At 31.7% G+C, this 15074-nt stretch carries 9 protein-coding genes and 1 pseudogene; 8 read left to right on the forward strand and 2 right to left on the reverse strand.

Annotated elements, in window-relative coordinates:
- Positions 1–38: 38 nt before the first annotated feature.
- Both PG912_RS01355 and PG912_RS01360 read right to left on the reverse strand, forming a co-directional pair.
- Entirely contained in the window at positions 39–2855 is a 2817-nt protein-coding gene (locus PG912_RS01355) for a TonB-dependent receptor (protein ID WP_275688183.1), read from the reverse strand.
- A gap of 209 nt (positions 2856–3064) precedes the next feature.
- Positions 3065–5392 (reverse strand): TonB-dependent receptor, encoded by a 2328-nt coding sequence (locus PG912_RS01360; RefSeq protein WP_275688184.1) that lies wholly within the window; start codon positions 5390–5392, stop codon positions 3065–3067.
- Between the two features lie 109 nt (positions 5393–5501).
- Here PG912_RS01360 and PG912_RS01365 point away from each other — a divergent pair, with 109 nt between their 5' ends.
- The 8 genes and pseudogenes from PG912_RS01365 to kbl all read left to right on the forward strand — a co-directional run bounded on the left by PG912_RS01365 (position 5502) and on the right by kbl (position 14986).
- Complete coding sequence (locus tag PG912_RS01365; protein WP_275688185.1) at positions 5502–6158, forward strand: metal-dependent transcriptional regulator; 657 nt, start codon at positions 5502–5504, stop codon at positions 6156–6158.
- A 1-nt stretch (position 6159) separates the two neighbouring features.
- Positions 6160–7071: a metal ABC transporter solute-binding protein, Zn/Mn family gene (locus PG912_RS01370; RefSeq protein WP_275688186.1), complete on the forward strand. Its 912-nt coding sequence runs from the start codon at positions 6160–6162 to the stop codon at positions 7069–7071.
- 1 nt (position 7072) lies between these two features.
- Positions 7073–7811, forward strand: a pseudogene (locus PG912_RS01375) (metal ABC transporter ATP-binding protein).
- A 52-nt stretch (positions 7812–7863) separates the two neighbouring features.
- Positions 7864–8241: a four helix bundle protein gene (locus PG912_RS01380; protein WP_260584843.1), complete on the forward strand. Its 378-nt coding sequence runs from the start codon at positions 7864–7866 to the stop codon at positions 8239–8241.
- 12 nt (positions 8242–8253) lie between these two features.
- Positions 8254–9378 carry a metal ABC transporter permease gene (locus PG912_RS01385; RefSeq protein WP_275689066.1) on the forward strand — a complete coding sequence of 375 codons (1125 nt, stop codon included), beginning with the start codon at positions 8254–8256 and terminating at the stop codon, positions 9376–9378.
- Positions 9371–10531, forward strand: a complete 1161-nt coding sequence (locus PG912_RS01390; RefSeq protein WP_275688187.1) for a metal ABC transporter permease — start codon at positions 9371–9373, stop codon at positions 10529–10531. Before PG912_RS01385 ends, PG912_RS01390 begins: the two co-directional genes overlap by 8 nt.
- Positions 10532–10601: 70 nt before the next feature.
- A complete protein-coding gene (locus PG912_RS01395) occupies positions 10602–13727 on the forward strand; it encodes a UvrD-helicase domain-containing protein (RefSeq protein WP_275688188.1) in 3126 nt (1041 codons plus the stop codon).
- A 65-nt stretch (positions 13728–13792) separates the two neighbouring features.
- On the forward strand, positions 13793–14986 hold the full coding sequence (gene kbl / locus PG912_RS01400) for a glycine C-acetyltransferase (protein WP_275688189.1): 1194 nt from the start codon (positions 13793–13795) through the stop codon (positions 14984–14986).
- Positions 14987–15074 lie beyond the last annotated feature (88 nt).

Raw genomic sequence — 15074 nt, forward strand, 5'->3', positions numbered from 1 at the left:
TTTTTAAAGTTTAATTATGTTTAAAGTTATGTTCTGTGTTAAAATTTATATTTAAGTCCTAAGCTAATATTGGTTCCTCTTTTGTATTCAGATAAAACTACATCGCCTATTGAAGTATTTTCTCGTACTCTTTTTATTGATGGATCTAAAAGGTTTTTAGCTTTTAGTGTTACATCCCATTTGTCACCAAATTTATTTTTCCAAACAAAATCTAAAGTCGGAATCCCTTTTTCTATTATGTTTCCTAATTTACCAGCTCCTAAGGCATCAATTCTGTCAGAGAAATAAGAAAAAACTAATGATGTAATAGGTTTATAGTTTTTAAAGTGGGTTGGGGTGTAGTTAATATTTGCATTTATTAAGAATGGTGACGCTCCTTGTAGCTCATCGCTATCTCTATTAAAAGTAGTGCTGTAACCAGAAATTCCGCTTACGTTTTCTTTTAAATCTTGGTGAGTATACATGTAAGTAAAGTTGAATCCAGCAGATAAAACAGTGTCATCATCTTCGTTTTTTACAAAGTTCTTACGAGCTTCAAGTTCTATACCTGCAACAGTTGCTTTGTCACCTGATCTAAAATAACGTTGATCTCCTGCTGCACTATTTGCAATTACTAAGTTTACAGGGTTGTTAATTTGTTTACCAAATGCTGAGACAGATAATAGTTCGTCTCTAGAGATAAACCACTCGTACTTTACATCTAAATTAAATATTTTAGAGTATGATGGATTGTTTAATAAATCTGGATTACCACCCACTCTTTGCCCTATACCTTCGTAAATAAAAGGGGCAACTTCTTTAAATTCTGGAACTGATACTGTTTGACTGAAGTTAAAACGTAAGTTCTGATCTTCATTTAATGCGTATTTAATATTTAAACTTGGTAAGAAAAATGTTTCAGAAGCATTTCTAAAACCAGGATCATTTGGATTGATATTAATTACGTTATAAGAAATATCTTGATTGAAAGATTCTACTCTTATCCCAGGAGAAAACACCCATTTTTCACCAGATTTAATCTCAGCAGAAATAAAACCAGCATGTATGTTTAATGTACCGTTGTAGGTGTTTTCGTCTAAACCAGGTAAGCTTGCAATATTACTGTTTTGAAAGTAAGGTAACTTTCTAAAAACATCTAACTTAAATAATTTACCTGTTTGATTTTTTAAAATTTGAGCATTGTTGATATTAAAAATAGCATTAAAATTATTTACATCTGTTACAGCGTATTGCTTATCTAAGATGTCATAACCATACCTGATATTTTTAAAATCTCTTTCTTTAGTTCTACCGTTATATCCGAAATTTAAAGTTAAGTTTTCATTAGCTTTATAAGCTAAACTTACTCTGCTGTTTAATTCTTCGTCTATAATTTTTTGAAAATAACGTTGGTTGTCAAATGAGTTGTTTGTGTAAAAAACAGCATTAGTACTTGGGTCGTTATCCAAGGTATGTTGAAAGTTTTCTATACTAATTCTTTTTCTATCAGGTTCGTGAGCAAATACATTGTTGTATCCAATTCCCCAGCTTACTTTAAATTTGTCATCTTCAAATTTGTGTTCTCCAGTTAATTGATTTACAAAAACTAAATCTTGATTGTACTGAACATTCATTTGATAAAAACCTTCATCTGTATTTCTTAAGGCATCTCTGTTTTTTCCTAATCCTTTATATCCGTAGTATCCAACTTCATCTCCAGAATTGTTTAGGAATAAAGAGGTGAATTTTACCTTATTATCGTTGTTTATTCTATATAAAGCACTTACCATTGCTGTGGTAGATGTTGAGTATTTGTATTCTTTTGCGTTTGGATATTCTTTTTTAAATACATTCGAAAAATCAGCAATTGAGCCTTCTCTATATTCAAAAGCTCTACTAAAAGAAGCGGTACCAAAAAGACTTAATCTTGCGCCACTTTCAAAATTGAATGATTTACCTGCGTTAAAGCTAATAGCGTTGTTAATTGGATTTCCTCCATTTACAGGATCTACACCATGAGAAAGTACGACTGCAAACGGATCATGTTTAAAACGGTTGTAGTATCCGAAATCTCCAGTTCCTTCACTCTTTTTAAAGTCTTCGCCCATTGCTCTTGAGTTTACGCCAGAGCTAATACTTACCTCTGCAAAACCGTTACCATTGTATTCTTTTGAAGAAATATCGATATTACCTGCAGCAAAATCACCGTAAAAATTTGATGAGTACGCTTTGCTAATCGATACATTTTGAATGATATCCGAAGGAAATAAATTTAAATCGATGTTCTTTTTAGCAATATTGTTTGATGGTAATGAAAGTCCGTTCATTGTTGTGTTTAAGTAGCGATCACCTAAACCACGAACATATACATTGCTAGAACCTTCTTGTTTTGATACTCCGGCTATTTTAGCAACTGCACCAGCGGCATCAGAAATTCCTTTTGAAGCTAATTCTTCGGCTCCAATACTTTCTTTAATTACGATTGCTTTCTTTTGGTCTAATAATAAAGCACTCGCTTTATCTTTACTTGTACTGGCTTTAATTTCAATTTCATCTAAAGCAACACCTTCGTTGGCGCCTAATTCTTGGTTAAGGGTTAATGTTTCATTTGTTTTAACAACAATTTGTTTTTCTACGGTTTGATATCCAACAAAACTAAATACAATTATTTGGCTCCCTGTTGGAACATTAAGTGTATACTTACCATCAAAATCGGTAGTTGCACCAATTGAGGTTCCTTTTATAAAGACATTCGCAAATGGTAATGCTTCATTATTCATCTCTTTATCTGTAAGTGTACCAACTACAGTTCCTTTGTCTTGAGAATAAACAAAGCTGCAAAGGCTTAAAAGAGTAATCACTATTATTTTTTTCATTATAACTAACTTGAGTTCTTAAATACACTGCAAATCTGGCGTTATATTGTAAAGCTAATGTTACAGGCAAATTATGCTTGTTTTATTAGAATGTTTCTTAAATGTTAATGAAAGCTTGTTTTGTTATGAGAATATTAACTGTAGATTACGAAAAAACCGTGCAGATTATATAATCTACACGGTTTCAGTATGCTGTATGTATTAGTTTGCTATTTAAATATTTTAAAGCCTAAAGTGTAAGTTCTTGGGTTTGCAGGATCGTAAATAAAGTTACTATCACGTTCCTTGCCTACATCGAAATTTGTTTGATAAGCATCAAAAACGTTTTTAATACCTACAAAAAATTCGATATTACTATCTAGCTTTTGTAATTCAAAATTATAACTTGTTTTAATACCTACATTAAAGAAGTTAGGAGATTTAAAATATTCATCTTCAATTAAGTTGTTAGTTGACGCTAGGTGCAATACATCCATGGTGCCAGTATACACTAAATTTAAGGCTGTTTTAAATTTTTGATTTGGTGTATATGTTGCTGTTGCATATCCGTAAGTAGTTGGAGTGCGTAAAAATTCTTTCTTCGGATTTAAAGCATCAGAATTATTAATGGCAGTATTATATTTACTTGATTGATACGTAAAACCAGCGTCAAACTGAAAAATTCCGTCATAGTTTAATCTTGTTTCTAAAGTAATTCCTTTTACAATAGCTCCATCACCATTTCTTTTTTCAAAAACTTCACCAAATTCATCTTCCCCTATAAATTCTAAAAAGAAAGCATCATTTAAGTTGGTATAAAAACTTTCAACTGTAAAGCCGTATATATAATGTTCTGTTGGTTGATCGTAATTAAAAGAAACGGTATAACTATTAGAGCGTTCTCTTTTTAAATCATCAGCAAGTTGTACTCTCGATATTCCGCCGCCTGCAAAGGCAATATGTAAATCGGTATCAAAAGCTTGTGGCGCTCTAAAACCGGTTCCCCAAGTGGCACTTATTTGTGTTTTATCAAAAGGTTTAAAAAGTAAAGAAACTCGTGGACTCGCCACATTATTGGCTATTAATTTTTTGGTTCCGTCTCTTTTTAAAGCATTTAATTTATGATGATCATAACGAACACCAGCAAGTAAATTCCACTTTTCGTTTATTTCCCAATCACTCTGAAAAAAAAACCCATAGTTTTTAGTAACCTGATCAACAACATATTTATAAGCATCAATTTCGTCATACACATCATCTTGCACAAATTCACCACCAATAGTTAATACATTATTTCCTTGTAAGAAATCTTCTAGTTTATGATTAAACTGAATTCCACCTTGATAAGTTGTCGTTTCAGAATTCCCGTAAGGTGGATTTGCCAAATGCGCTGTATCTTCTGGAGTACCTATTTCTGGGCGAATACCTGTGTAATGATCTCTGGCGGTGTATTGAGAAGCAAAATAGGTAATTAATGAGCTTTTATCTTCATTAAAATTAATTTGATAATCAATATTACCAACATATACATCATGTGTTCTTTCTTCGGATTGTAACGCAAAATGTGGTGTGTTTTTAATCATTTCGCCACCATAACGGTATTCATTCATTTTACTGAAGTTAATTTCTAACTTCTGATTTTCTGTCGGTAAAAAAAATAAATTAGTACCAAATGAGTTGTTTTTTAATTGTGGTAATTCAGAGAAGTTATCGCCATTGTGATCGTAAATTTCTCGAGCTCTATTGTTGATAAAAAAAGAAATTCCAGCATTTTTAGCATCATTAACAACCGTTGCATTACCAGCAATGATATGATCTGAAGCTCCTTTAAAATTTTGATAAGTATATTGAATACTATAATCGTCTTTTTTAGGAACATTGGTAATCACATTAACGGTTCCTCCAATAGCGCTCGATCCGTATAATGCAGATCCGCCACCGCGAACTACTTCAATGCGATCTATCATATTGGTAGGTATTTGCTCTAAACCATATAAACCGGTTAGCGGACTAAAAATTGGTCGTCCATTTATTAATATTTGAGAATAACCACCTGCCAATCCGTTCATACGTAATTGCGTGTAATTACAAGTTTGGCAATCGGTTTCTACACGCAGTCCAGTCTGAAATTTTAAGCCTTCAGATAAGTTGCATGCTTGTACGTCTGCTAAAGTTTCACTGTTAATTACGTTTACAATTACAGGGTTTTTAGTACTTCTTCTGTCTGTTCTTGTTCCCGTTACGGTAATTTGATCTAAAATTTCGGTAGTTTCTGTTAAAATAAAATCAACTTTTTTTTCTTCGGATGATTTTAAGCGGATGTTTTTTCTTTCTGATAAAAATCCAATAGAAGAAGCAATTAAAACAAATTTACTTTTTGATGTTTCTATCGTGTAATTTCCGTTTTCATCAGTTGTTGTTCCGGTGTTTGTTCCTTTTACAATAATGTTTACAAAAGGAACTGTTTCTCCTTTTGTATTGGTTGTTTTTCCTGTAATTATTTGTGCTTTTACGATGGTAGTTGTAAATAGAATAATTAAAAAAACAGCATTTTTCATGGGTACTTTATTTATTATTTTTTCACAAAGGTAAAATAATTTTTAGATAAGACTAAAAATTATTTTATATAAATGAAAATTTATATATTTGTAAAGTCAAAAAAATACAATGTTTAGCCAATCAGAAGAAAATTATATTAAAACCATTTATCACCTAGCAGCAATATCTGATAAAGGAATCAGTACAAATGCTATTGCTAAGCGATTAAAAACAAAAGCTTCTTCGGTAACAGATATGATTAAAAAGCTATCTGATAAAGAAGTGGTTGTTTATAAAAAGTATCAAGGTGTTACGTTAACCGAACTCGGAAAAAAAACTGCGGCGAGTATTATTCGTAAACATCGTTTGTGGGAAGTTTTTTTGGTAGAAAAACTTAATTTTTCTTGGGATGAAGTGCATGAAGTAGCAGAGCAATTAGAGCATATAAAATCGCCAAAATTAATAGACGAGTTAGATGCTTTTTTAGGACATCCTAAAAGAGATCCACACGGAGATCCAATTCCTGATAAAGACGGGAATTTACCACAAATAAAAAAAAGCTTGTTAGCTACCCTGCAAAAAAACGAAAAAGGAGTTTGTGTAGGTGTAAACGATACTTCTTCTGAATTTTTACGTTTTTTAGACAAGCAAGAAATCGGATTAGGACTCAATATCGAAGTGTTAGATAAAGAACCTTTTGATGATTCTTTTTTAGTAAAAATTAACGAGAAAGAAATGACGATTTCAAACAAAGTAGCAAACAATATTTATATACAAAAAAATTAAGATGAAAAGAATAGCATTATTATTTGTAATCTTATTAGCAGTAAGTTGTGGTAAAAAAGCAAAAAACGAAAATGATAAATTAAAAGTAGTTACAACGACTACGATGATTACCGATTTAGTAAAGAATATTGGAGGCGATAAACTAGAGGTTAAAGGTTTAATGGGTGCAGGAGTAGATCCGCATTTGTATAAAGCTAGCGAGGGTGATGTTTCAAAATTATTTAATGCTGATGTTGTTATTTACAACGGATTACATTTAGAAGGAAAGTTAGAAGAGGTTTTTGAGAAAATGCAACATCAAAATAAAAAAACGATTGTTGTTTCTGATGTAATTAATAAAAAAAACTTGATAAATTCAGCGTTGTTCGCTTCAAATTACGATCCTCATATTTGGTTTGATATTAATAATTGGAGTAAGATAACATCGTATGTAGCAGAAAAATTAACAGAAATAGACACTAAAAATGCTGCCTTTTATAAGCAAAATGCTAAAGAATATTTAGAGAAATTAAAAGCTTTAAATAAAGAGATTGAAAACAAAATAAACGAATTGCCAATAGAGAAAAGAATATTGGTAACTGCACACGATGCTTTTAATTATTTTGGAAATCAACATCAATTTAATGTTGTAGGCTTACAAGGATTATCAACTGCAACAGAAGCTGGTGTTCAGGATGTTCAGAAGTTAGCGAAGTTTATTATAGAAAATAACGTAAAAGCAATTTTTGTAGAAAGTTCTGTGCCAAAACGAACTATTGAAGCTTTACAGGCAGCAGTAAAATCTAAAGATCAAGAAGTGGTAATTGGCGGAACCTTATATTCTGACGCATTAGGAAGTGCAGGAACAGAAGAAGCAACTTATATAGGTATGTATAAAGCGAATGTAAATACGATTGTTAACGCATTAAAATAATATGGAAACAAAATACGCAGTAACAGTTGATGATTTAACAGTTGCTTATAACTATAAACCGGTACTTTGGGATATTGATTTGGCTATTCCAGAAGGAGTTTTAATGGCAATCGTTGATCCAAACGGTGCTGGGAAATCTACGTTGATAAAATCTATTTTAGGAATTATAAATCCAATTGCCGGAAGTGTTTCTATTTATGGAAAACCTTATGATAAACAACGAAAATTAGTTGCGTATGTTCCGCAGAAAGGAAGTGTAGATTGGGATTTTCCTACCACAGCTTTAGATGTGGTTATGATGGGAACTTATGGAAGTTTAGGCTGGATAAAACGTCCAGGGAAATCACAAAAAAAAACAGCATTAGAAGCGCTTGAAAAAGTAGGGATGCTAGCTTTTAAAAGCCGACAAATTTCCCAGCTTTCAGGTGGGCAACAACAACGTGTTTTTTTGGCGAGAGCATTGGCACAAGATGCAGCTATCTATTTTATGGATGAACCTTTTCAGGGGGTAGATGCAACTACAGAAATTACTATTATCAATATTTTAAAAGAATTGCGAAAAGCAGGAAAAACAGTGGTTGTAGTACATCACGATTTGCAAACGGTTCCTGAATATTTCGACTGGGTAACTTTTTTAAACGTAAAAAAAATAGCAACAGGTACTCGTTAAAGAAATTTTCAATGATGATAACCTAACAAAAACTTACGGAATTAATTATAAAGTAAGTGTGCAGCAGTAAGTTTTTTTAGATTTTAGTGAGTAGTGGTTAGAAAAGAAAAAAATCAATAAAAATGGGAAAAATAAAATTCAAGTTTGAAGATTTGAAAGTGTATCAAAAAGCACTTGAATTTGTCGATTTTTCTTATGAAACATCAAATAATTTTCCAGATACAGAACGTTTTGGATTAAAACCTCAATTTAATAGAGCAGCTGTTTCTATTGCATTGAATATTGCTGAAGGCTCAGCAGATACAGACAAACAGTTTAATAGATTTTTACAAATAGCATTAGGTTCTACAAATGAATGTGTAGTTTGTGTTTCGATTGCAAAACGACAAAATTTTATTTCTGAAGAATCTGAAAATGAGATTCGTGAGAAATTAGTAGAACTTTCAAAAATGATAATAGGTTTGCAAAAATATTTACGAAACAAAAATACTAACCTCTAAAAGCTAACGACTATCGACTTTCCTGAATATTTTAAACTCGTTTTTACAGATTATACACTTCGAACAATTACTATTGGTACTGCAATTTTAGGTGCTATTTGTGGTATGTTAGGTAGTTTTGCAGTGTTAAGAAAACAAAGTTTATTGGGCGATGCAATTTCACACGCATCACTTCCGGGCATTGCCATTGCGTTTTTAATTACAGGGACAAAAGATACTAATATTTTGTTACTAGGAGCTTTGATAAGTGGATTAATAGGAGCCTTTTGGATACGCGGAATTGTAAAAAACACGCATTTAAAAACAGATACAGCTTTAGGTCTTATTCTTTCTGTTTTCTTCGGATTCGGAATGTTACTTTTAACTTTTATTCAGAAATTACCAAATGCAAATCAGTCAGGTTTAGATAAATTTCTGTTTGGGCAGGCAGCAACATTGCTAATTAAAGATGTTTGGTTTATGGCAATAGTTACAGCGATTTGTTTAGCGGTATTATTGCTCTTCTGGAAAGAATTCAAACTCTTATTATTTGATGCAGATTATGCAAAAACCTTAGGGTTTAATATAAAATTTATTGATGCTTTAATAACCTGTTTCATTGTGTTAGCAATTGTTTTAGGATTGCAAACAGTAGGCGTTGTTTTAATGAGTGCCATGTTATTAGCGCCAGCAGCAGCAGCACGTCAATGGACAAACAGTTTAAGTACCATGGTTGTTTTAGCAGCTGTTTTTGGTTCGCTTGCCGGTGTTGTGGGTACGGGAATTAGCGCAAGTCAATCTAATTTATCTACAGGGCCTGTAATTGTGTTGGTTGCCGCAGTATTTGTAGTGTTTTCATTTATTTTTTCACCTTCAAGGGGATTGCTTTTTCGTCAGATTCGTTTTTTAAAGAACAGACGCGATTTACAGTTGCATAAAACCTTGTCTTTTATGTTCGACCTTGTTAAGACACACGAAGATAAATCACATCCGCATGCGGTAAGAATTTTAAATAACTTCCAAGGATATACAAGAGGTACTTTAAAAAAACTAGAAGAGAAAGAATATATAAAAGTACAAGGTAAAATGTGGTCAATGACGGAAGAAGGATATCAGTTCGCAGGTAATTTATATAATCAACATATAGAAAATGAGTAGTGCTCAGATAGAAATACAATTAATAGCAAGTTTAGTAGCAGTTGCTTGTGCAATACCTGGTGTGTTTTTGGTTTTACGAAAAATGGCATTAATTAGCGATGCTATTAGCCATTCGATTTTACCTGGTTTGGTAATCGGTTTTTTTATCACACACGATTTAAATTCACCTTTATTAATTTTAATGGGAGCCTTATCAGGAATTTTAACTGTGGTGTTAGTTGAGTATATTCAGAAAACAAAATTGGTAAAAGAAGATACTGCAATTGGCTTAGTATTTCCAGCATTGTTTAGTATTGGTGTACTTTTAATTGCCAAAAATGCAAACGATGTTCATTTAGATGTAGATGCTGTTTTGTTGGGTGAATTGGCTTTTGCTCCGTTTGATCGGTTATTAATTAACGGAACAGATATCGGATCGAAATCATTATGGATTATAGGAACAATATTAGTAATTACTTTAAGCCTTTTAATCGCTTTTTTTAAAGAGCTAAAAATAAGCACGTTCGATGCTGGTTTGGCAACAGCCTTAGGTTTTTCGCCAATTGTAATTCACTACGGATTAATGAGTGTGGCATCTATAACAACTGTTGGGGCTTTTGATGCGGTCGGAGCAATATTAGTAGTTGCTTTAATGATTGCGCCAGCGGCCACCGCTTATTTATTAACGAATGATTTAAAGAAAATGTTGGTTTTTTCAGGGCTATTTGGTGTGTTTTCGGCCATTTCGGGTTATTGGGTAGCGCATTGGTTAGATGCTTCAATATCTGGATCTATGATTAGTATGCTTGGTTTAATTTTCTTTTTTGTGTATTTATTGGCTCCCAATAGAGGTTTAATTTCAGTAATTTATAGAAACAGGCAACAACAAAAAGAAGTGCAATTGCTTACTTTTTTGTTGCACTTAAATAATCATACTGAAAAAAGAGAAAGACATATTAATCATTTAAATGAGCATATAAATTGGCATAAAATAAAAGCAAAATCGGTAGTAGATTTAGCTAGAAAAAATAATATGATTGTTATAGAAAATCAAATTATATCACTTACCAAAAAAGGAAAAACCTTTACCGAAAAAGCAATAGATTATATTATAACAAATGACGATTCTAAAATTGAATCGATGAAAAAAGATTTCTTTTTGTTTAGAGGGTAAACAACAATATTTCTGTTCTCTGCTTTCTTATTTTCTCTAAATAGATTACTTTGCATAAAAAAAATACTCTGTGCAAAATTCTTCTAATTTTGAAGTGTACAATGCCTCTGCTGGTAGCGGAAAAACGTTTACGCTTGTAAAAGAATATCTAAAAGTTTTATTGAGTTCTGATGATATTTTCACTTTTCAGAAAATATTAGCGATTACATTTACCAACAAAGCTGCTGGTGAAATGAAAGAGCGTGTATTAGAAAATCTACAAGAATTCTCTGAAGGAAAAGAAAACGATTTGTTTCAACTTATTATCAATGAAATTAAAATTGATAAACAAACCGTTAAAGACAGAAGTAAGAAAATATTAGACGCTGTTTTACAAAACTACTCCGCTTTTTCAATTACTACGATTGATAGTTTTACGCATAAAATAATTAAAAGTTTTGCGTACGATTTAGGATTGTCGCTAAATTTTGAGGTTGAAATGGATGCTGTTTCTTTATTAAATGAAGCTGTTGATGTATTGATTTCTAAAATTGGAACTGATAAAGATTTAACGAAATTATTAATTGATTTTTCACTTGATAAAGCAGATGATGATAAATCGTGGGATATTTCGTTGGAGCTAAATGAGTTTTCTAGAATTTTATTAAATGAAGACGATACGAGGCATTTTAGAAAACTGGCGGATAAAAAACTAGCTGATTTTACGAACTTAAAAACTAAACTTTCTAAACATCAAAAAGAGATAAAAACTCGATTTGTAGATATTGGTAATCAGGGAATAGCGATTATAGAAACGGCACAAATAAATCATAAAGATTTTTATCGATCGATGTTGCCGAATCATTTTTTGGCGTTATCTCAAAATCCAGAGAAAGCAAAGTTTTTCGAAGATTCAAAACTTCGCGAACGTATCGAAGAAAATAATTTTTATGCAAAGTCAAAATCAGACGACATAAAAAGTACTATTGAAAGTGTTTTGCCAGAATTGTTGAATTTATACAGTCAATCAGAAGAATTGTATCAGCAATTTTTAATGAACAAATTGGCATTAAAAAGCATCATTCCTTTAGCAGTTTTAAATCATATTAATTTAGAATTAACACATATAAAAGAAGAAAATAATATCCGATTAAATGCCGAGTTTAATCAATTAATTTCTGACAATATAAAAGACCAACCTGCGCCATTTATTTATGAAAGAATCGGACAGCGATTTATGCATTATTTTATTGATGAGATGCAAGATACATCGGTGTTACAATGGCAAAATATAATTCCGTTAATCGACAATGCATTAGCGCAAGAAAAAAGTAATTTATTGTTGGTTGGTGATGGTAAACAAGCTATTTATCGTTGGCGTGGCGGTAAAGCAGAGCAGTTTATTTCTTTAGGATCAGATGTTGAGAATCCGTTTCATGTTCCGAAAGAAATAAAAACACTAGAGACTAATTATAGAAGCTATACAGAGGTAATAGATTTTAACAATCAGTTTTTTCAGCATACTTCAAATTTTCTTCAAAATGAAAATTATAAGCAGTTATTTGTTGATGGAAACAAGCAATTAACGACAGCAAAAAAAGGTGGATACGTTTCGTTGTCTTTTTTAGATAAGGAAGAAGAAAAAGAGGATGAGGTTTTAAAATATCCGAAGAAAATATTAGAAACAATTAAAAGTTTAGAAGCCGATTTTTCTTTAAATGAAATTTGTGTATTAGTCCGTAAGAAAAAAGATGGAATTGCAGTTGCAAATTATTTATCTGAAAACGGAATTAACATTATTTCTTCAGAAACGTTGTTGTTGCAAAACAGCTCGAAAGTAAATTTTATTGTTGATGTTTTACAAGTAATTCAACATCCGAATGATAAAGAAGCACTGTTAGAAGTTTTGTATTTCTTACATGATCATTTAGCGTTGAAAACGGAAAAACATGCTTTTATATCAGCAATGATTCATCAGCCGAATGATGCGATTTTTAAAGAGCTAGCAAACTATCAAGTTTCTTTTGAATTAGCAGATTTTCATCAATTACCGTTTTATGAAAAAGTAGAGGAAATCATCCGAAGTTTTAAATTAATAAACTCTTCAGATGCCTATGTGCAATTCTTTTTAGATGTGGTTTTAGAACAGCAAAGAAAAGGAACGAGTATTCAGGAGTTTTTAGATTTTTGGGAAGATAAAAAAGCAAATTTAAGCATTGTGGCTCCCGAAAGTGGAAACGCTGTTCAGGTAATGACGATTCATAAATCGAAAGGACTAGAATTTCCGGTGGTTATTTTTCCGTACGATTTAGAAATTTACAGGCAAATAAATCCTAAAATATGGTTGGATGATTTACCTATCGATTTTGAAAATTTCAAGGAATTGTTAGTGCCGTTTAATAAAGATTTAAAAGCTATAAACGAGCGAAGTTTAGAGATATACGACCAACAAAGAGAAGAACTAGAGTTAGATAATTTTAATCTTTTATACGTTGCTTTAACGCGTTCGGTAGAGCAGCTACATATTATTACCGAATATAAAATTACAGCTAAAGGAGAAGAGAATATCAATTTTTATTCAGGAATATTTATCAATTATCTAAAAGAAAAAAATCTATGGAATAATGATCAGTTAGAATACTCTTTTGGGAATTTATCAAGAACTAGTGAGCGTAAAGAAATTACTTCTTTGGCAGCGATTCAAGAAGAATTTATATCAACACCTTGGCAAGAACACAATATTCATATGTTGGCAAGTGCTTCAAAACTTTGGAATACTGAGCAAGGTAAAGCAATTGAGTTTGGTAACTTGATTCACGAAATGATGGCGAAAATTTCAACAGAGCGTGATGTAGAAAAAATAGTGAATCAATATGAGCAACAAGGTGTAATAGATAAAGAGCAAGCAAAAACGATTAAAACGGATATTAATAAAATTGTAAGTCATTCAGATTTGCAACATTATTATTCAAACGAAGTAACTATATATAATGAGCGTGAAATTGTTGATGTTGATAATCAGATTTTAATTCCCGATCGATTGGTACTTGATACGAATAATGCAGTAACTATTATAGATTATAAAACAGGAAAGCCATCCAAGAGTTATCACCAACAATTATTACGATATGAACGTGTGTTAAAATCGATGGATTTTAAGGTTGATAAAAAACTACTCATATATATTAATGAAGAAATTTTGGTTGAAGAAGTTTAACAATTAACTTTGACCCTTTAAATATAAATACCACATCGATTGTAGATGTAACTAAAATATAAATTATGTACGGAAAAATAAAAGAACAATTACAGCAAGAAATTCAGGAAATTAAAGATGCCGGATTGTATAAGTCAGAACGTATTATTACATCATCTCAAGATGCTGCTATAAAAATAGCAACTGGCGAGGAGGTAATTAATTTTTGTGCTAATAACTATTTAGGATTGTCAAATAATCCTGAGGTAATTCAAGCAGCAAAAGATACTATGGATACGCATGGTTTCGGAATGTCGTCTGTACGTTTTATTTGTGGAACTCAAGATATTCATAAACAACTAGAAGCAAAAATTGCAGAATTTTATACAACTGAAGACACGATATTGTATGCTGCTGCTTTTGATGCAAATGGTGGCGTTTTTGAACCTTTATTAACAAAAGATGATGCTATTATTTCAGATAGTTTAAATCATGCTTCTATTATAGACGGAGTTCGTTTGTGTAAAGCAGCTCGTTATCGTTATGATAATAATGACATGAGTTCTTTAGAAGCGCAGTTGATTGAAGCAAATAAGCAAGAACATCGTTTTAAGATTATTGTTACTGACGGAGTTTTTTCTATGGATGGAATTGTAGCAAAGCTTGATGAAATTTGTGATTTAGCGGATAAATACGATGCAATGGTAATGGTTGATGAGTGTCACGCCACCGGATTTATAGGTAAAACAGGCCGTGGTACTGTTGAACTTAAAAATGTAATGGATCGTGTTGATATCGTAACCGGTACTTTAGGAAAAGCACTTGGTGGTGCAATGGGAGGTTATACGACAGGTAAAAAAGAAATTATCGAAATATTACGTCAACGTTCTCGTCCGTATTTATTTTCAAACTCATTAGCGCCTTCTTTAGTAGGAGGAGCATTAAAAGTTTTTGATTTAATTTCTAACGATACCTCTTTAAGAGATAAGTTAGAATGGAATACCAATTACTTTAGAACAGAAATGGAAAAAGCAGGTTTCGATTTAGTAGGGGCCGATGCCGCAATTGTACCTGTTATGTTATATGATGCAAAGCTTTCTCAGAATATGGCAAATAAATTATTAGAAGAGGGGATTTATGTAATTGGTTTTTTCTTTCCTGTGGTACCAAAAGAAAAAGCGAGAATACGTGTGCAATTGTCAGCGGCGCACGAAAAAGAACATTTAGACAAAGCAATTAAAGCCTTTGTAAAAGTAGGTAAAGAGTTGGGTGTCATTTAAAGTAAATCTATAAAAACTTACAATAAATGCAAGTTTTTATAGATTTACTTTTGTAAATAAGTTTTAACAACTTACATTTGCTTAATAT

Origin of the sequence: Tenacibaculum retecalamus (assembly GCF_027941755.1) — a bacterium.
In the GTDB taxonomy this organism is placed as follows: Bacteria; Bacteroidota; Bacteroidia; order Flavobacteriales; family Flavobacteriaceae; genus Polaribacter; species Polaribacter haliotis_B.

Excerpts from the sequence above, each read along its gene's own strand:
- PG912_RS01355 (WP_275688183.1), bottom strand. The coding sequence starts at position 2,855 with ATGAAAAAAATAATAGTGATTACTCTTTTAAGCCTTTGCAGCTTTGTT.
- PG912_RS01360 (WP_275688184.1), bottom strand. The coding sequence starts at position 5,392 with ATGAAAAATGCTGTTTTTTTAATTATTCTATTTACAACTACCATCGTA.
- PG912_RS01365 (WP_275688185.1), top strand. The coding sequence starts at position 5,502 with ATGTTTAGCCAATCAGAAGAAAATTATATTAAAACCATTTATCACCTA.
- PG912_RS01370 (WP_275688186.1), top strand. The coding sequence starts at position 6,160 with ATGAAAAGAATAGCATTATTATTTGTAATCTTATTAGCAGTAAGTTGT.
- PG912_RS01380 (WP_260584843.1), top strand. The coding sequence starts at position 7,864 with ATGGGAAAAATAAAATTCAAGTTTGAAGATTTGAAAGTGTATCAAAAA.
- PG912_RS01390 (WP_275688187.1), top strand. The coding sequence starts at position 9,371 with ATGAGTAGTGCTCAGATAGAAATACAATTAATAGCAAGTTTAGTAGCA.
- kbl (WP_275688189.1), top strand. The coding sequence starts at position 13,793 with ATGTACGGAAAAATAAAAGAACAATTACAGCAAGAAATTCAGGAAATT.